The 15,399-nt window shown below is 63.8% G+C and carries 19 protein-coding genes; 10 read left to right on the top strand and 9 right to left on the bottom strand.

Annotated elements, in window-relative coordinates; all coding sequences use genetic code 11:
• Positions 1-103 precede the first annotated feature (103 nt).
• Entirely contained in the window at positions 104-1,003 is a 900-nt protein-coding gene (gene ltnD / locus CO670_RS21205) for an L-threonate dehydrogenase (RefSeq protein ID WP_245425929.1), read from the bottom strand.
• A 185-nt stretch (positions 1,004-1,188) separates the two neighbouring features.
• On the opposite strand from ltnD, the gene CO670_RS21200 reads away from it, so the two are divergent.
• Positions 1,189-2,187: a LacI family DNA-binding transcriptional regulator gene (locus CO670_RS21200; RefSeq protein WP_097592062.1), complete on the top strand. Its 999-nt coding sequence runs from the start codon at positions 1,189-1,191 to the stop codon at positions 2,185-2,187.
• Here CO670_RS21200 and CO670_RS21195 read toward each other — a convergent pair.
• The 3 genes from CO670_RS21195 to CO670_RS21190 form a co-directional block, all read right to left on the bottom strand.
• Positions 2,171-2,647 (bottom strand): NUDIX domain-containing protein, encoded by a 477-nt coding sequence (locus tag CO670_RS21195; protein WP_097592061.1) that lies wholly within the window; start codon positions 2,645-2,647, stop codon positions 2,171-2,173. The two genes, CO670_RS21200 and CO670_RS21195, sit on opposite strands and share 17 nt — an antisense overlap.
• A gap of 91 nt (positions 2,648-2,738) precedes the next feature.
• Positions 2,739-2,882, bottom strand: a complete 144-nt coding sequence (locus CO670_RS33045) for a hypothetical protein (protein ID WP_176538994.1) — start codon at positions 2,880-2,882, stop codon at positions 2,739-2,741.
• A gap of 13 nt (positions 2,883-2,895) precedes the next feature.
• Positions 2,896-3,366 carry an Hsp20 family protein gene (locus CO670_RS21190; RefSeq protein ID WP_097592060.1) on the bottom strand — a complete coding sequence of 157 codons (471 nt, stop codon included), beginning with the start codon at positions 3,364-3,366 and terminating at the stop codon, positions 2,896-2,898.
• Between the two features lie 241 nt (positions 3,367-3,607).
• Between CO670_RS21190 and CO670_RS21185 the strand changes: the two genes are divergently transcribed.
• The 3 genes from CO670_RS21185 to CO670_RS21175 all read left to right on the top strand — a co-directional run bounded on the left by CO670_RS21185 (position 3,608) and on the right by CO670_RS21175 (position 5,989).
• On the top strand, positions 3,608-4,429 hold the full coding sequence (locus CO670_RS21185; RefSeq protein WP_097592059.1) for a DUF1206 domain-containing protein: 822 nt from the start codon (positions 3,608-3,610) through the stop codon (positions 4,427-4,429).
• 45 nt (positions 4,430-4,474) lie between these two features.
• Positions 4,475-4,972: a metallophosphoesterase family protein gene (locus CO670_RS21180; RefSeq protein ID WP_097592058.1), complete on the top strand. Its 498-nt coding sequence runs from the start codon at positions 4,475-4,477 to the stop codon at positions 4,970-4,972.
• 90 nt (positions 4,973-5,062) lie between these two features.
• Positions 5,063-5,989, top strand: coding sequence for a manganese catalase family protein (locus CO670_RS21175; RefSeq protein WP_088675893.1), 927 nt, complete (start codon positions 5,063-5,065; stop codon positions 5,987-5,989).
• Between the two features lie 24 nt (positions 5,990-6,013).
• Here the strand turns inward: CO670_RS21175 and CO670_RS21170 are convergent, their stop codons facing one another.
• Positions 6,014-6,880, bottom strand: a complete 867-nt coding sequence (locus CO670_RS21170; RefSeq protein WP_097592057.1) for a hypothetical protein — start codon at positions 6,878-6,880, stop codon at positions 6,014-6,016.
• A gap of 122 nt (positions 6,881-7,002) precedes the next feature.
• Here CO670_RS21170 and CO670_RS21165 point away from each other — a divergent pair, with 122 nt between their 5' ends.
• Both CO670_RS21165 and CO670_RS21160 read left to right on the top strand, forming a co-directional pair.
• Positions 7,003-7,539: a GXWXG domain-containing protein gene (locus tag CO670_RS21165; protein WP_097592056.1), complete on the top strand. Its 537-nt coding sequence runs from the start codon at positions 7,003-7,005 to the stop codon at positions 7,537-7,539.
• Between the two features lie 59 nt (positions 7,540-7,598).
• On the top strand, positions 7,599-8,096 hold the full coding sequence (locus CO670_RS21160; protein ID WP_097592055.1) for a hypothetical protein: 498 nt from the start codon (positions 7,599-7,601) through the stop codon (positions 8,094-8,096).
• Between the two features lie 47 nt (positions 8,097-8,143).
• Here the strand turns inward: CO670_RS21160 and CO670_RS21155 are convergent, their stop codons facing one another.
• From CO670_RS21155 to CO670_RS21145, 3 genes are all read right to left on the bottom strand, one after another.
• A complete protein-coding gene (locus CO670_RS21155) occupies positions 8,144-8,329 on the bottom strand; it encodes a hypothetical protein (RefSeq protein WP_097592054.1) in 186 nt (61 codons plus the stop codon).
• A 70-nt stretch (positions 8,330-8,399) separates the two neighbouring features.
• The gene (locus CO670_RS21150; protein WP_097592053.1) at positions 8,400-8,756 is read right to left on the bottom strand and encodes a response regulator; all 357 of its coding nucleotides are present in this window, start codon (positions 8,754-8,756) and stop codon (positions 8,400-8,402) included.
• Complete coding sequence (locus tag CO670_RS21145; protein ID WP_097592052.1) at positions 8,753-10,447, bottom strand: HWE histidine kinase domain-containing protein; 1,695 nt, start codon at positions 10,445-10,447, stop codon at positions 8,753-8,755. Before CO670_RS21145 ends, CO670_RS21150 begins: the two co-directional genes overlap by 4 nt.
• A gap of 152 nt (positions 10,448-10,599) precedes the next feature.
• Here CO670_RS21145 and CO670_RS21140 point away from each other — a divergent pair, with 152 nt between their 5' ends.
• On the top strand, positions 10,600-11,907 hold the full coding sequence (locus tag CO670_RS21140; protein ID WP_097592051.1) for a GGDEF domain-containing protein: 1,308 nt from the start codon (positions 10,600-10,602) through the stop codon (positions 11,905-11,907).
• A 10-nt stretch (positions 11,908-11,917) separates the two neighbouring features.
• Here CO670_RS21140 and CO670_RS21135 read toward each other — a convergent pair whose 3' ends face one another.
• Positions 11,918-12,118 carry a hypothetical protein gene (locus CO670_RS21135; RefSeq protein ID WP_097592050.1) on the bottom strand — a complete coding sequence of 67 codons (201 nt, stop codon included), beginning with the start codon at positions 12,116-12,118 and terminating at the stop codon, positions 11,918-11,920.
• 233 nt (positions 12,119-12,351) lie between these two features.
• Between CO670_RS21135 and CO670_RS21130 the strand changes: the two genes are divergently transcribed.
• The 3 genes from CO670_RS21130 to CO670_RS21120 all read left to right on the top strand — a co-directional run bounded on the left by CO670_RS21130 (position 12,352) and on the right by CO670_RS21120 (position 15,356).
• A complete protein-coding gene (locus CO670_RS21130; RefSeq protein ID WP_097592049.1) occupies positions 12,352-13,047 on the top strand; it encodes a GntR family transcriptional regulator in 696 nt (231 codons plus the stop codon).
• A gap of 72 nt (positions 13,048-13,119) precedes the next feature.
• Positions 13,120-14,007, top strand: a complete 888-nt coding sequence (locus CO670_RS21125; RefSeq protein WP_097592048.1) for a dihydrodipicolinate synthase family protein — start codon at positions 13,120-13,122, stop codon at positions 14,005-14,007.
• A gap of 2 nt (positions 14,008-14,009) precedes the next feature.
• Positions 14,010-15,356: an FAD-binding oxidoreductase gene (locus CO670_RS21120; RefSeq protein ID WP_097592047.1), complete on the top strand. Its 1,347-nt coding sequence runs from the start codon at positions 14,010-14,012 to the stop codon at positions 15,354-15,356.
• Positions 15,357-15,399 lie beyond the last annotated feature (43 nt).

The raw sequence follows: 15,399 nt of genomic DNA, 5'->3' as shown, positions 1-15,399 counted from the left end.
TCACCCTTGCGTGTGCGCATATAGGGCGGAAGATCGCGTCGGCAGGATGCACGCAGTCTCCTTCGTCGGCAGGCTTCCGGCCGGGCAGGATTTTCATCAGGGGCTAGCCTTCCATGCCGGGCAATGTGGCGCCGCATTTTTTCGCCAGGATCTTTGCGACCGCCGCATCGTCCTCGCGCCCGAGGCCTGCCTCGGATGCCTCTTTGAAGAGGGCGAGAGCCGTTGCCGCAAGCGGCGTCACGCCCCCGGTCCGCTCGGCCTCCGAGCGGACGATGCCGAGATCCTTGACGAAGATGTCGACGGCGGAGCGGGGCGTGTAATCGCCCTCGACGATATGCTCGCCGCGGTTTTCGAACATCCAGGACGAGCCGGCCGAAACGCGCAGAACATCGTAGAGCGTCTTGAGGTCGATGCCTGTCTTGGCCGCGAGCGTCATGGCTTCCGCCGTGGCGGCGATGTGGACGCCGGCCAGAAGCTGGTTGATCATCTTGACCTGGGAGCCGGGGCCTGGCCGGTCGCCGAGCCGGAAGACCTTGGCCGATACGGCGTCGAGTGCTGCGCCGGCGCGCGCGAAAGCCGCGTTCGAGCCGGAGGCCATGACGGTGATCTCGCCGGAGAGCGCCTTGACGTGGCCGCCGGAAACCGGCGCGTCGACGACCTGCATGCCGGCCGCCTCCAGGCGCTCGGAAATGGCGATCGTGGCGCTCGGCGCCATGGTGGTGCAGAGCAGGAAGACGGTGCCGGCGGCGGCCGTCTCCAGCGCGCCATGCGGGCCGAACAGCACGTGCTCGACCTGGGCGCTGTTGACGACATAGACGAAGACGGTTGCAGCGCCCTCGGCCGCCGCTGCCGGCGTGTCGCAGGCTTTGCCGCCCGCTTCGGAAAATCGTTGCAGCACGTCGTGACGGACGTCGCATCCGCCGACGGTGAAGCCCGCCCTCAAAAGCGAGAGGGCCGCGCCCCAGCCCATCGAGCCGAGACCAATGACTGCTGCTTTCCTCATGTCCTGCACGGCGTTTCTCCCGGATGCCACACAAGTTGTTCCGGCGGTGTTATCGATACCGGTATCGGTAACAAGCCCCATTTTTATCAGTTATGTCAAGTGCCGGGTGTTTTCCTTTTCCGGAAAAAAGGCCTATGAATTTACCGTGCCGCTCGTGCGGCTGTGCGACGACAGGATCAACCGCGATGCGCAAATCCACACTGGAAGAGATTGCCGCCGCGGCCGGCGTCAGCAAGATGACGGTATCGCGCGCGCTCCGCGGCGCAGCCGACGTCTCCAAGGAAACCCGCGAAAAAGTGCTGCAGGAGGCGGAGCGGCTGAGCTATGTCGGCAACCGGCTGGCGCTCTCGCTGTCGTCGCAACGGACGAACCTCGTCGCCGTCGTCGTCCCCAGCATGTCGAACATCGTCTTTCCCGAGATGTTGGAGGGCATTTCCGCAGGGTTGCAGGGCTCCGGCATGCAGGCGGTCTTTGGAATTTCCGACTACGACATGGCCAAGGAGCGCGAGATCATCCGCGATATGCTCTCCTGGCGGCCTGCCGCGATCGTCGTCACCGGCCTCGACCAGCCGGCGGAAACCGTGCGGATGCTGCAGCATGCCGATATCCCCGTCATCCAGCTGATGGATCTCGACGGCACACCCGTCGATTTCAACGTCGGGCTTTCGCATGGCAAGGCGGGACAGGAGATGGCGGCGGCGCTGCTTTCTGCCGGAAGGCGGCGATTCGGCTATATCGGCAGCGCGCTCGACAGGGACTTGCGCGCCGGCAAACGCAAGGCCGGCTTCGAAAAGGTGCTGCGCGAAAGCGGTCTTTCCTTCGCGCATGAGCGGATCGATTCGGCCTATTCCTCCATCGCGCACGGCAAGCAGCTGACGCTCTCCCTGCTGGCGGCGACCCGCGATCTCGATTGCATCTATTATTCCAGCGACGACATGGCGACCGGCGGCGCCTTCGCCTGCCTCGAACTTGGCGTTTCCTGCCCCCGGGAAATCCTGATCGCCGGCTTCAACGGGCTGGAGGTCGCCCGCGCCCTGCCGGTCAGGATCGCCACTTCGATCTCGCCGCGTCGCCAGATGGGCGAAGCCGCCGCCGCACTTCTGCTTTCCGCAAGCCGCGGCGACGGAAATTTGCCTTCCGAAAAGATCATCGCCTTCCATCCAGTGATCACCGGGGTCGACTAGATCTCTGCTCGACGAGATCCGCAAGCATGGCCGCCTGGCCTTTCAGGATTTTGGTCTCGGCCTCGGCAACGGAAAACCACCCGGCTCGATCGACCTCGGGAAAATTTTGAAGACGCCCCGATTTCGGAGGCCATTCCATCTGGAATTCCGAGCTTGTGATCTTATCGACATCAAATGCCGGATCCACCTGCACGGACCAGACGACCACCACTTTTCCGCCAGGCTGGCGGTATTCGCCAAGCGGGGCGTAGTCTCCCGGTATATCGAAACCAAGCTCCTCCCGCGTCTCGCGGATCGCCGCTGACAGCTCGTCTTCGCCCGGTTCCACCAGCCCTTTCGGGATCGACCAGGCGCCTTCGTCCTTCCTTGCCCAGAACGGGCCGCCGGGATGCACGAGCAGCACCTCCAGCCTCGTCTCGAAAAGCCGGTAGACGAGAAGCCCGGCGCTACGAACCGGCATCGGCAACTCCTGGGTCGGGGATGACGTTCTTATTCCAAGCACAGGAGGGCCGACGCTGGCCGGCCCTCCTTCATTTCTGACTTGCGCCGCCTCAGCTGCGTGCAGCCGGCGCCGGGGTAGCGGTGCTCAGCTTCTCGAGCAGCTTGGCGATGGGACCTCTGTGGCTGCCAATCGCCGGCTTGCCGCGACGTTTCCTGATTTCGACCAGGAAGGGCTTGCGGATCCTGGACTTCATGCCCAAAACCTCTTTAAGCCACCTGACGCTCGGCTTCGATCTGAAGGGGCGCCTGTTGAAAGGAGCCGTCTCCAATGGCGATCTTGCGCGGCTTCATCGCTTCCGGAACTTCCCGTTTCAGCGCGACGGAGAGCAGACCGTTCGTCAGCGAAGCGTTCTCGACGCGAACATGGTCGGCAAGCTCGAAGCGGCGCTCGAAAGCGCGGCCGGCGATGCCGCGATGCAGATATTCGCCTTGCTTCTCCTCGGCCTTGTGACCTTTCACGACGAGCACGTTGCGCTCCTGCGTGAGGTCGAGATCGGCATCGGCATAACCGGCGACCGCCATGGTGATGCGGTATTCATCCTCGCCGATCTTGACGATGTCGTAGGGCGGCCAGGCGTCGATGGCCTGGAGGCGCTGCGCGTTGTTGAGGAGATTGAAGACACGGTCGAAGCCGATGCTGGACCGATAGAGCGGTGCGAAGTCGAAGTCGTTTCTCATAGCCAAATCCTCCTTAAAGCGAGATGACTGGAGACGCGTCGGAAACTCGCGTCTCCTATGGTCGGCCCCCATTGGGCTGCCGACACGAATGATCTGGTTTTTGAGATTTTTCGGTTCAAGAGGGTTTCAAAAATTTTTTTTGAGGCGGGGCGGAAAGCTCCTCGCGGCGGGCCGATCTTCGAAAACTTTCGGCGCGGTGGCGCGTTAGTGATGACGATCACGGCGATGCGCGGAGAATATCATGCCAAAGGGATTTCGTTTCGAGCTGCTTGCCAAGAGCGGTTATGTCGCGCGCGGCGTCGTCTTCCTGCTGATTGCGGGTCTCGCGCTCTTTTCCGGCATCGCCGGCGGCCGGCCGGAAACGAAATCGGCGCTGTCGACGCTTCTGGGACAGCCTTTCGGCCGCGCCTGGGTGGGGCTGATCGGCCTTGGCCTTCTCGGTTTCGTCGCCTGGCGCCTGGCGCAATCCTTGGCCGACAGCGACGGCCATGGCAGCGACGCCAAGGCGATCGCCATCCGCACGGTCCTTTTCAGCAGCGCCGTCACCTATCTCGGATTGGCCGGATATGCGCTCGGGCACGCTCTCTTCAGCGGCGGCGGGGGCGAAGGCTCGGGCGAGAAGGGATTGGCCGAGTGGATCATGTCGCAGCCCTTCGGCGCTTACCTGGCGATCGCGGTCGGCCTCGGCTTCATCATCGGCGGGGTCGTAACCGCGGCCAAGGGCCTCACCAAGAAGTTCGAGCGCTACCTCAAGCTCTCCGACCGCAGCGGCGTCGTGACCCTGATCTGCATATATGGGCTCGTCGCGCGTGGCGTCGTGTTCGCGATCATGGGCATCTTCTTCGCCTATGCCGGTTTTCGCGTCGATCCGCAGCAGGCCGGCAGCATGGCCGATGCGCTGGATTGGGTGAGGCGGCTTCCTTTCGGCTCCATCCTCTACATCGCCGTCGCGGCCGGACTGGCGGCCTTCGGCATCTACAATCTGGTCGAAGCGCGCTACCGCATCGTCCGCGGCCCGTCGCTTGACGACGTCAAGCAGTCGATTCCGAGGCCCGGCCATTAGCAAGGGGCGGGTTTTCAACCGCGCCAAGCGCCCCATCTCTGTCGGATGATCTATTTCACCAGCGACACCCACTTCGCAGATCCGCGCATCCTCAGGATCGACCGGCGCCCATTTCCCGACATGGCCTCCCACGACGTCACCCTGATACGCTATTGGAACGAAGTGGTCGGGCCTGAGGACGATATCTGGCATCTCGGCGACTTCATGTCCTCCCGCGGCGGCGACTGCGACCAGCTTCTTTCCATGCTGAACGGGCGAAAGCACCTCATCATCGGCAACAACGATCCGCAGACGACGACGGAAGCGACGGGCTGGACGAGCGTCCAGCACTACCACGAGATGACGCTCGACGATCAGCTGCTCGTCCTCTGTCACTACCCGTTCCGAACCTGGAACAAGATGGGCAAGAAATCGCTCAACCTGCACGGCCATTCCCACGGCCGCCTGAAGCCTTTGCCCCGGCAATATGATGTCGGTGTCGATGCTCAAGGGTTACGGCCGGTGTCGCTGGAAACGCTGTTGTCGGTGAAGCCGCCGCAATAGGCGAAATCGTAGACCAAGAATACGCGGGAGCCACGGGAACCGTCGAAGCCGAGCGAGGTTTGGACGTTTTCCAACCAAAGGAGCTTCCCGATGTTCATGCGCGTGGATCAATTGCAGGCGGAATTGCCGGCGCCGAAGGCGGCCGACCCGAACGCGGCCGCAGCCCTCCAGGAACTGCTGGGCGGCAAATACGGCGAGATGTCGACGCTCGGCAACTACATGTTCCAGAGCTTCAATTTCCGCTCCAAGTCGAAGCTCCGGCCGTTCTATAGCCTGGTTGCCAGCATCACGGCGGAAGAGCTCGGCCATGTCGAGCTGGTCAGCAACGGCGTCGCCATGCTCGCCAACGGCCCTGACAAACCGGATGGCGATGCAGGTGATGGCGGTGACATTTCCGACGCGCCGTTCGCGGACATGGCGGATATCCGGCTTGCCGCAAGCTTCCTGTCGGGCGGCGGCGGCGCGATGCCGGTCAACAGCAACGGCGCCTCGTGGAACAACGACTTCATCACCACCACCGGCAACATCGTCTTCGATCTCCTGCACAATTTCCATCTGGAATGCGGGGCGAGGCTCCACAAGCTCAGGGTCTACGAGACCGTCACAGACCCGACTGGGCGTGAAGTCTGCGGCTATCTGCTCGTCCGAGGTTCCGTGCACGCGCATGCTTACGCGCTTGCCCTGAAGAAGATCACCGGCGTCGAGATCGAGAAGTTCCTCCCCTGCCCCAACATTCCGCTCGCCAATATTCCGGAGGCGCAGAAATATCTCGACGAGGGATCGCATCGCCGCCTCTACACCTGGAGCCCCAACGATTACAAGGAGATCGCCGGCATCTGGAGCAATGACGAGGTGGCGCTTCCCGACGATCCGCCGGGCGAGCTCGAAGTCGTCGAAGGCATGCCGGAAGGCGGCAAGATCCACCAGCTCGTCGGCGTGCCCTCTGCCTTCACACCGGATTACGCTCCCGAGGAGATGTTCGAGATCGCCGAGAAGCTCTACAAGAAGTCCCGGTGAGCCGGCGGCGGCCGGCAGGTCGCGTCAGCGGGTTCTTCTTCGCTCCCGCGACCGCGCCGTCCGCCTCGCCTCCCGGAGTTCTTCAATATCAGGCTGCCACCAGCCGCGCTTGCTGTCATGCTCGCCGGCCACGGTCTTGGCCGGCCAGGTGTGGATGAGTTCCTCCAGAGTCGGCAGCCGCCAATTGGCCCAGACATGATCGTGGCCGAGACCGGGATAGAACTCTCCGACCGGATCGGGCTCGACGATTTCGCCGGTCACGTCTGTGATGACGACGATCCCGTAAGCGCTCGTCGCCACGGGGCGTTCGAGCGGCGGAAGATCGTCAGCCGGCACCGGAACGCGGCGGCGTTTGCGCTCGGCCGAGCGGCTCTTGGCCTTCGCCTCTTCCTCTGTGCCTTTACGCGCTTCGGCGCGTTTGCGGCGCTCTTCCGGCTCGGCCCGCTGCGCCGCGGCCTCGATCGCGTCCCAGCGATGCTGGAGCTCGTCATAGGAGGCGAAGGGAACCTCCCAGACGCGCAGTTCGCCGTTCCATCGGGCGAAGGGCACCTGGCGCAGCTCATCGACCACGGTTCGCGAGAAGGGTGTCCGGATGCGGAAGCCCGTCTTGATGACGTCGAGATAGGGGCTGAGGATCGGCTCGAAGGCATAGGCGTCCCGTCCCTTCTCTGTGGCGAACAGATCAGTGCGTGCGGCTTCGTGCGCCAGCCAGCGGTCGATGCGCCGCCGCGCCGTCTTGCCGGGAACCGTCCATGCGCCAAGCGCGTCGTTCCAACGTGCGCGGGGAAAGGTCTCGCGGAAGCGCTGGACGGTCATCCTGTCGAAGGGGAAGGAGACCGTCTCGACAGGCGCTTCATCGTCCTCGGTGATTGGAACGTCATCCGTGCTCATGCGGTTGAAATGAACACCTCCCCCAAGGAGTTGCCGAGCGCCAAGCGATGAAAACAGCCGGCGGCTTGTGGGCCTGCAAAGGCAGACTACCTATGAGCTGATGGTAGGGCGAGGGATGCTCGATGAAAAGCGCGGCGCTGCAGGATGAGAAGATAGCCTGGTTCCGGTCGCTGGAGCCGGTCCAGCCGGCCGAGATGCTTGGCCTTTGGAAAGGCGCCGGCATCCCTTCGGGTCACCCGCTTGACGGCGTGCTGGAGAATCTCGGCTGGTTCGGCAAGCGTTTCCACGCGGATATGCGCGCCGACGCGCTGCTCTTTCAATGGCGGCCGGGCCGGCTGGTGGCGATCGAGCCCGGCTTCTTTCCGATCGGGCTTGCGATCAGGGCGGCGCCCTTCGGCCGGACGGCCATCGCCCGCAGCGGGTTCTCCTATCTGCAGAAGGCCTGCCGCGCGCGAGGCACGACCGCATCGCTGAAGCTCCAGACCCTGGAAGATGCAGCCACCGCCGCAATGATCTACGACAGGCAGCCGATCGTCGATTATTTTCGCAGAATATGCGAGGATGAACTCGCCGGCATGATGTGCGTGCGAGGGGACATCAGGCGCTACTTCTTCAAACTCCGGAGGGTCGATGCCGCCTCGCGGCCGCGGGACAGGTAAAGCAGGGAACAATCTGCCATGCCAATCTGTTTTTACCGCACGCAACCAAGGGGGATGTCATGCGTGCCATGCTGATCGCCACTTTGCTTTCGCTTTGCTCTCTGCCCGCCCACGGGCAGGATGCAGGGTTTCTGAAGTCTCTGGCCGGCGATTGGAGCGGGACCGGAATGGTCCTCACCAAGATCGGCGGCACGAACTTCAACGTCTCCTGCACCTTGAAATCGGACGCCAGCCAGTCCGCAGTTTCGATGAACGGCAAGTGCCGCGGGCTTGCGGTTTTCGTCAGGACGTTCTCGGCCAACGTCAAGGCCTCGGGCCAGCGCTATTCCGGCAATTACATCGGCCCGTCGGGCCAGCCGTCCAGGCTCATCGGCAGCAGGCGGGGCGACAGGCTGAACCTGGATGTCACCTGGGCGCGCGTGGTCAATGGCGACCGGAAGGCAACGCTGATGATCGAGAAAGTCGGTCAGAACAAACTTCGGCTGCAGACGGTCGATAAGGATCTGCTTTCGGGCCGGTCGGTCGTGACCAGCCGCATCGACTTGCAGCGCCCATAAGGTCCGAATTCCGGAGCGGCGTCCGGTAACGCCTGCTCCGGCTGGTTTCAGTGCTTTCTCGGGGCATGATCGCCGCGGTCGCCTTCGCCGGGCTTCGCGTCGCTCTTGGCCTTGCGCCGTTTGTCCGCGGACAACGAACGGCCGACATCGTCCGATTCCTTGAAACGGCCCTGATCGTCGCGGCGCACGTAGCGCTTGTCGGTGCCGGTATCTATGAGCTCACGTTTGGACATGATCGTCTCCTTGCTGTTGGAGGAGGCAAAACGCGCCAGATTCCAAAAGGATGCATGCCATCCGCATTTGCTAGGCAGCCATCCGGACGAGCGCGTCGGAGAGCTTTCCGACATCGTAGGGTTTCGCGAAGAAGATGCCGCGCTCCGGCAATTCATCGGCGTCGGGCTGCTTCATGCCGGAGACGACGATGATTTCCACGGGCGGCCAGCGGTCGCGCACGGCCCTCGCCAGCTTCAGCCCGTCCATGCTTCCCGGCATGTCGATATCGGTCAACAGGATCCGGATGCCGGGGACCGTTTCGAGGAGGAGAAGCGCCTCGTCGGCATCGCGCGCTTCGAGCGCCTCGAAGCCGGCTTCCTCGACGATTTCGACCGCCATCATCAGCAGCAGGGGTTCGTCCTCTACCACGACTACCTTGGTTTTCATGTTTTGCTCGAATGCATCATATCCCTATCTGAACTTTCAACTTCCCCTTTCGCTGCAGGTTCCGCCGCCGAGAATATAACTTCGAAGACAAGACCTTCCGGCCTGAAGTCGGAGCGCGACCGCGCCTGCGCCTTCGCCGGAAAGGCGCGCTCTATGAGCACGGAGCCGAACCCCCTTTTCGTCGGCGCCGATACCGGCGGCCCGCCGGATTCCGTCCACAGCAGAAGCACGCGCCCGTCCTGGTATTTCCATTCGATGGCGACCGTTCCATCCTCGCTTCCGAGGCTTCCGTATTTCGTCGCATTGGTCGCGAGTTCGTGGATCACCAGGGAAAGCGGCAAGGCGATATCCGCGGGCAGAACCACTTCCGGCCCGTCGAGGCGGATGCGCTCCGCCTCCGAGGCGACATGCGCCCGCAAGGCGGCGGAGACGATTTCTCGGACGGGCGAGGCCGAACCCTCGCGCGAGAGGATGAGGTCATAGGTCCCGGCGAGCGCCGCAAGCCTTTCTGCGAAGGAATTGTATCTTTCCGGATCCGAGCGCGAGAAGGTCTGGCGGGCGATCGCCTGAACCAGGGTGAAACCGTTCTTGACCCGGTGGGCCAGCTCGCGGACGAGAAGGATGCGCTCCTCCTCCGCCTCCTCGTTCTGGTGCCTTCGCTCATCCAGCTCGTCGAGCAGCCGGTCGAAGGTCGCGCCGACGACATCGAGCTCGTCCGACCCCGTCATCCCGGTTCGCGCCGTCGTCTCGCCGCTGCGCCACTTCTCCATCACCTCGGCGATCCGCGAGATCGGCACGAGGATGAAGCGGTTGCCGATGATGATGGCGGCGGCAAACGAAAACAGCGCGCCGCCGATGATGGCGAGCGTATTCGTCAGCGTCGCCCGGTCGATCGGCGCGAAAGCCTCCGGCTTCGAAAAGCCGGCGCTGACATAGAGAGGGCTGGAAGGCAGGGCTATCGGGCGATAGCCGAGAATGCGCTCGGTCCCGTCCTGGCTCATGATCTCGATCACATCCGGCTGCTCGGCGTGGACGAGGCGCTGATATTCCTCAGGGATGGCGGTGCCGACGAACTGTTCGGGAAGCGGGACGCGCGCAACGATGATTCCCTTGCCGTCGGCGATCGTCACCGCATTGCCGGGCGCCACGCCGCGCTCGGTGATGCGGTTCTGCAGCCAGTCCAGCCGGATGCCGCTGACGATGAGCGCCTTGGCGGTGTCGCCCTCCATCAAAGGCATGGCGAGCGGCAGCACCGGCTTGTCGGAAAGACGGCTCACCGCATAGCTGCCGACGACGAAATTCTTGGTCTTCAGCGCTTCCTGGAAATAGTCGCGATCGGAAAATACCACGCCCTCGGGAAAGGGCATGCTGCCGCAGATCGGCCGGCCGTCGAGCCCGACGACGAAGATGGTGCGGATGTTCGCAATGCTTTCGGCGACCGATTTCAGGGCCGCGTTGCAGGCGCCGACATCGAGGTTGCGGACGGAGGGCATGGCGGAAACCGAAACGAGAAGGGCGTGCAGGCCTTCCACGATCCGCTCGACCTCCGAGGATGCCTGTCTTGCCGCCTGCGCCGCGGAAGCGCGCACTTCCTGATTGCGCTCGTGGCGCAGCGCTATCTCGTTATAGGCGAGCATCGTGACGACAGGCGCCAGCGCCGCGACCGCAACTGCAACAAGCTTGAGTCTCATCCTTCCCCCTCTCGCAAGAAGGTTGGTAGCATGATCGGGACGAACCCGCACGGATCACGCGCGGAATCTTGTTTACAAAATATCAACGTACGTATCCGGACGTTTACGCGTCAGCCTTGCCACGCTTTCGATCGCGGCTAGATAATGGGGGGATGAACGATGCCAAGAACACTTCCTCCGAAGGTTCTGCAGCCGGGTCCTTTTCGCCGCGGCCGCTGACTGCCGCGATGGCGAACGAAGTCGAGCGCCTGTTGTCGGGCCGGACCCGCGATATCCGCCTGACGGGGGATCTCCTCAGCCGGTTTGACGAACGGTCATGGCGCCAGAGGTCGAAAGTCATCCGCTCCTGGATGACATGGGTGGCCTTCGTCGATGTGCTGACGCTGGCCTTGAACGCTCTCCTGCTTCCCAGCGACGTCGCGCTGGCGATGGTCGCTCCCGCCTGCCTTCTGCCGCCGGCGGCGATTGCCACGGCCCTGATCTGGCGCAAGCCGCGCGCCGCCGCGGTTCAGCGCGCATCGCTTCTCGGCGGCATGTGCCTCATTCTTCTGTCGGTCGCGCTCGTCGGCGTCTTTGCCGGCGGCGAATTCTACGAGCGGCATCTGACCATCATGCTGTTCGTCGCCACGAGCGCGATCACCATCTTCAGCGTGCCGCTGGCCTGGACGATCGCGATCGCCTGTTACGCCCTCTGCCTCTATTTTATCCTGCAGTGGTACAACCCGCTCATGGAAGCGGGCAGCGTCGTTGCCGGGACGCTGTTCTTTTCCTGCGGCATCATCGCCACCGTGGTCGCCCGGCGAACGATGAACATCCTGGCGCAGAAGACATTTCTGCTGGACTGCCGGGATCAGCGCCGCAACGCGGAACTGGCCGATGCGAACGCGCGGCTGGAGCGGCTCGCCAGAACCGACCCGCTGACGGGCATCGCCAACCGGCGCTGGATGATGGAGACCCTCGAAGGCCTCTGGCTGAGCGGCCGCGACACCGGCGTCGTCGCGGCCATGCTGATGTGCGACATCGATCACTTCAAGGCGCTGAACGACAAGCTCGGCCATGGCGAAGGCGACCGCTGCCTCGTCAAGGTCGCCGGCATCATCCAGAGCTGCGTGCGCGCCGATCGCGACCTCGTCTCGCGCCATGGCGGCGAGGAATTCCTGATCGTGCTTCCCGATGTCGACGAAGAAGAGGCGGTGGCGGTTGCCACCCGCATCCGCGAGAGCGTGGAAGCCGCCGCCCTGCCCAACCCGTCTTCCGGGGTCGGCCCTTCGGTGACGCTGAGCGTGGGCGTCGCCCTGAAATCGGCGCGCGACACCGGCATTTCGCTCGCCAATCTGCAGCACGAAGCCGACATGGCGCTCTATCGCGCCAAGGAAGCGGGACGCAATCAGATCTCGGTCTTTCGCCGCCAGCACCAGGCCGCGCCGTCCGAGCAGATCGCCGCGAGACGCCAGGGCTGACGATCGCGGCTCAGCGGACCACCAGGAATGCGACCATGGCGACTGCCGAGACGAAGGCGGCGGCGCTCAACCCGAAGGTCAGATATTCCGCCGCCTTTTGCCGGTGGCGGCCGATCTCCACACTGCCGAAGACGGCCACCAGGCCGCCGGCTATCCAGCCCGCCAACGTCAGCGCACCGAGGAGAAGTGCCCACTGCGTTTCTGTGTCCATTGTCTTGCTCCCGTCGCGGATGCAAACCCGACACGGAAATATTCCTGCGCGGGTCTACCCCTAACACTGCGCGAACCGCTTTGTTTCCATTCGCAGCCGCACTTTGACGTGAGGGCTTTCGTCAGCGTGGGCGGGGGGCATCTCTTTCACTCGTGGATACAGCAGTGAGAACTTGACGTTTTGCTTCTGTCTATCTAATGTCTACTAAAAGAATTATGGACTTTGGAGGCGGCATGATGTCCGAAATCGCTAGTCCCGATCGCAAGGCAAGTCTGGAACTTGCGCTGCGCAGACGCATCCTGACGATGGAGCTGCCGCCAGGCTCGGTCCTCGATGAAGTGGCGTTGAGCGAAGAATTCGGGCTCTCCCGCCCGCCGGTGCGCGAGCTGATGAGGCAGATGGCAGGCGAGGGCTATATAGAGCTCGAAACGAACCGCGCCGCCCGGGTCAGCGCCATGAGCTACCAGTCGCTGCGCGATTTCTTCCTGCTTGCGCCGATGATCTACATCACCGCCAACAAGCTCGCGGCCGAGAACCGGACGAAGGCCGAGCTTTCGGTTCTGAAGGAAATCCAGCGCGCCTTTCGCAAGGCGGTGGACGATTGCGACGTCGAAAGCCGGGTCTTCCAGAACGACCAGTTCCATCGCCAGATCGGCGAGATGGCGCATAATGTCTACGTCGTCCCGAGCCTGCGCCGCCTGCAGATCGACCATGCCCGCATCGGCAAGATCTTCTACCAGCATCCGAACACACCGCGCATGCAGGAAGAGCTCGAACTCGCCTGCGATCAGCACGACGAGATGATCGAGGCCATCGAGCGGCGCGACGCCGAAGCTTCGGGCGAGCTGGCGCGGCTCCACATCGAATTGTCACGGCGCAACATCGCCATGTACGCGGCCCCCGAGGGGCTGGAGGCGCCGACCCTGTAAGCCGCCCAGGAATACACGCAGCTCAACACAATCCGGCCCGATCTTTCGGCCTAACGCAACGGGATCTCATCGATGACCGCCTTTCCCTTTCCAGGACTCAATCTCGCCATCACCACCCCGTTCGACGATGCCGGCCGCATCGATTACGGGCGGCTCGAAGCGAATGTCGAACTCTATCTCGCCGCCGGCGTGCGCAGCTTCCTGTTCAGTTCCGGCACCGGCATGCATGTCTATCTCTCCAAGGCCGAATCCGAAGAACTGGTCCGCCGCGGCGCGAAGCTCGTCAACGGCCGCGCCAAGGTGATCGCCCAGACCTCGGCGCTGCTGGTGGAGGACGTCGTGGAGCGGACCGCCCGCGCCCGCGATGCCGGCGCCGATGGCGTCATGGTGCTGCCGCCCTTCTTCGAAGGGCCGACCGACGATGAGGGCATTCTCGATTTCTACGCCGAGGTCGCCAAGGCTGGCCTTCCCGTCATCGGATATAACGTGCCCCAGGCGGTCGGCGTCGCCATCACGCCGGAGCTTCTCGACAAGCTCAATGAAATTCCCGGCTTCTCAGCGGTCAAGGACAGCAGCGGCGATTTGGGAAAACAGGCCGGCCTCATCCGCACCGGACGTTTCGTCATGAACGGCGCCGATCCTCTCGTTCCCTATGCGCTTTATGCCGGATGCGACGGCCTGATCTGGGGCGGCGCGAACTTCGCGCCGAAGACCTCGGTCGCCCTCGTCGCGGCGGCGGGGCAGCGCAAATGGGATGAGGTGCGGGCGCTCTGGAAAATCCTGGAGCCGGCAATGGGCCTGATCTGGGAAGGCGATTACGTGCAGTCCGTCTATGCCGCTGCCGATATGGTCGGCTACGGCGCCGGCGTGCCGCGCAAGCCGCTGCGCGCGCTTGCACCGGAAAAGCTCCCGGCGCTGAAGCGCTCCCTCGAAGCGCTCATGGAGCGGGAAGCGATCTGACCGTGAACAAGGCCGCAAAGACCGTCTTCGTCGCATCGAGGCTTCCCAAACGCGCCGGCGTCTCGGGATGGGTGGCGACCCTTCCGCCGCGTGCGCCGCGCCCGGCCTTGAGCGAAGCGATCGGCGCCGATGTCGCGATCATCGGCGGCGGCTTTGCCGGCCTATCGGCGGCCCACCGCCTCTTCCGGCTCGACCCGACGCTGCGGGTCGCCGTTCTCGAAGCGGGCATTGTCGGCGAAGGCCCGGCCGGCGCCAATTCGGGCTTCATCATCGATTTGCCGCACGAGGTCTCCTCGGACGATTTCAGCGGCGAATCCGAAAGCAAGTTCCGCGACTCCGTGCTGCTGCAGCGCTCGGCGATCGCGCTCGCCAGCGAACTCGCTGCCGAAAACGGCTGGGGGAAGGACCTGTTCGATCCCTGCGGCCGCTACAGCACCGCGATGAGCGCGGAAGGCGACAAGCATCTCCAGGCCTATTCGCAGCAGCTTTCGAAGATGGGCGAAGCCCATCGCCTGCTCAAAGGCGCGGAAATCGAAGCCGTGACCGGGTCGAGGGCCTTCACCTCGGGCCTGTTTTCGCCGGGCACCGTCATCATCCAGCCGGCCGCCTACATCAGAGGCGTGGCCGATTGCCTGAGAGAGCCGGTGCGGCTGTTCGAGCAGACGCCGGCTCTCTCCTTCGAGCGCTCCGGCGACGGCTGGCTCGTAAAGACCCCGAAGGGCTCGGTGCAGGCGGGCAAGATCATCATGGCCAATAACGGCCATGCGGAAAGTTTCGGCTTCTTCCGTCGGCGCCTCCTCCATGTCTTCACTTACGCGTCCCTGACGGAGGAGTTCGATCCGGCAAGGCTCGGCGGCGACAGGAAATGGGCGGCCACCCCGGCGCTGCCGATGGGAACGACGGTGCGGCGCATCAATACCGAAGGCGGCGACCGCATCCTCATCCGTTCGCGCTACAGCTATAATCCCGGCATCGAGATCGGCGACGCCGATATCCGCAGCGCCGGCCGCCTGCATGACGGCAAGTTTTCTCATCGTTTCCCCAAGCTTGCCGGCGTCGGCATGCAATATCGCTGGGGCGGCGCGATGGCGTTGACGCATAACCACGTGCCGGCCTTCGGAGAGATCGAGCGCGGCGTTTTCGCCGCCTGCGGCTGCAACGGGCTCGGCGCATCGAACTCGACCGCCGCCGGCATCGCCGCGGCCGAACGCGTGCTGGGGCACGATTCCGAACTCGGCCGGATCTACGGCCGCCTGGCGGTGCCGGTCTTGCTGCCGCCGCAGCCGCTGACGACGATCGGCGCGAAGATCCATCTCGCCTGGCGCGAATGGCGCGCCGGAGCGGAATGAGGTCGCCCTAGGTCGCAGCGACGATTTAACTATTTGAGCCAGA

The sequence above is a fragment of the Rhizobium sp. J15 genome (assembly GCF_002531825.1).
Classification (GTDB): Bacteria; Pseudomonadota; Alphaproteobacteria; order Rhizobiales; family Rhizobiaceae; genus Rhizobium.
Note: the sequence above shows the minus strand (reverse complement) of the source record. Positions and strands in the feature narration are given on the sequence as shown.

Excerpts from the sequence above, each read along its gene's own strand:
- CO670_RS21200 (WP_097592062.1), top strand. The coding sequence starts at position 1,189 with ATGCGCAAATCCACACTGGAAGAGATTGCCGCCGCGGCCGGCGTCAGC.
- CO670_RS21140 (WP_097592051.1), top strand. The coding sequence starts at position 10,600 with ATGAACGATGCCAAGAACACTTCCTCCGAAGGTTCTGCAGCCGGGTCC.
- CO670_RS21185 (WP_097592059.1), top strand. The coding sequence starts at position 3,608 with ATGCCAAAGGGATTTCGTTTCGAGCTGCTTGCCAAGAGCGGTTATGTC.
- CO670_RS21160 (WP_097592055.1), top strand. The coding sequence starts at position 7,599 with ATGCGTGCCATGCTGATCGCCACTTTGCTTTCGCTTTGCTCTCTGCCC.
- CO670_RS21125 (WP_097592048.1), top strand. The coding sequence starts at position 13,120 with ATGACCGCCTTTCCCTTTCCAGGACTCAATCTCGCCATCACCACCCCG.
- CO670_RS21150 (WP_097592053.1), bottom strand. The coding sequence starts at position 8,756 with ATGAAAACCAAGGTAGTCGTGGTAGAGGACGAACCCCTGCTGCTGATG.
- CO670_RS21180 (WP_097592058.1), top strand. The coding sequence starts at position 4,475 with ATGATCTATTTCACCAGCGACACCCACTTCGCAGATCCGCGCATCCTC.
- CO670_RS33045 (WP_176538994.1), bottom strand. The coding sequence starts at position 2,882 with ATGAAGTCCAGGATCCGCAAGCCCTTCCTGGTCGAAATCAGGAAACGT.
- CO670_RS21155 (WP_097592054.1), bottom strand. The coding sequence starts at position 8,329 with ATGTCCAAACGTGAGCTCATAGATACCGGCACCGACAAGCGCTACGTG.
- CO670_RS21145 (WP_097592052.1), bottom strand. The coding sequence starts at position 10,447 with ATGAGACTCAAGCTTGTTGCAGTTGCGGTCGCGGCGCTGGCGCCTGTC.
- CO670_RS21165 (WP_097592056.1), top strand. The coding sequence starts at position 7,003 with ATGAAAAGCGCGGCGCTGCAGGATGAGAAGATAGCCTGGTTCCGGTCG.
- CO670_RS21175 (WP_088675893.1), top strand. The coding sequence starts at position 5,063 with ATGTTCATGCGCGTGGATCAATTGCAGGCGGAATTGCCGGCGCCGAAG.
- CO670_RS21135 (WP_097592050.1), bottom strand. The coding sequence starts at position 12,118 with ATGGACACAGAAACGCAGTGGGCACTTCTCCTCGGTGCGCTGACGTTG.
- ltnD (WP_245425929.1), bottom strand. The coding sequence starts at position 1,003 with ATGAGGAAAGCAGCAGTCATTGGTCTCGGCTCGATGGGCTGGGGCGCG.
- CO670_RS21195 (WP_097592061.1), bottom strand. The coding sequence starts at position 2,647 with ATGCCGGTTCGTAGCGCCGGGCTTCTCGTCTACCGGCTTTTCGAGACG.
- CO670_RS21170 (WP_097592057.1), bottom strand. The coding sequence starts at position 6,880 with ATGAGCACGGATGACGTTCCAATCACCGAGGACGATGAAGCGCCTGTC.
- CO670_RS21190 (WP_097592060.1), bottom strand. The coding sequence starts at position 3,366 with ATGAGAAACGACTTCGACTTCGCACCGCTCTATCGGTCCAGCATCGGC.
- CO670_RS21130 (WP_097592049.1), top strand. The coding sequence starts at position 12,352 with ATGATGTCCGAAATCGCTAGTCCCGATCGCAAGGCAAGTCTGGAACTT.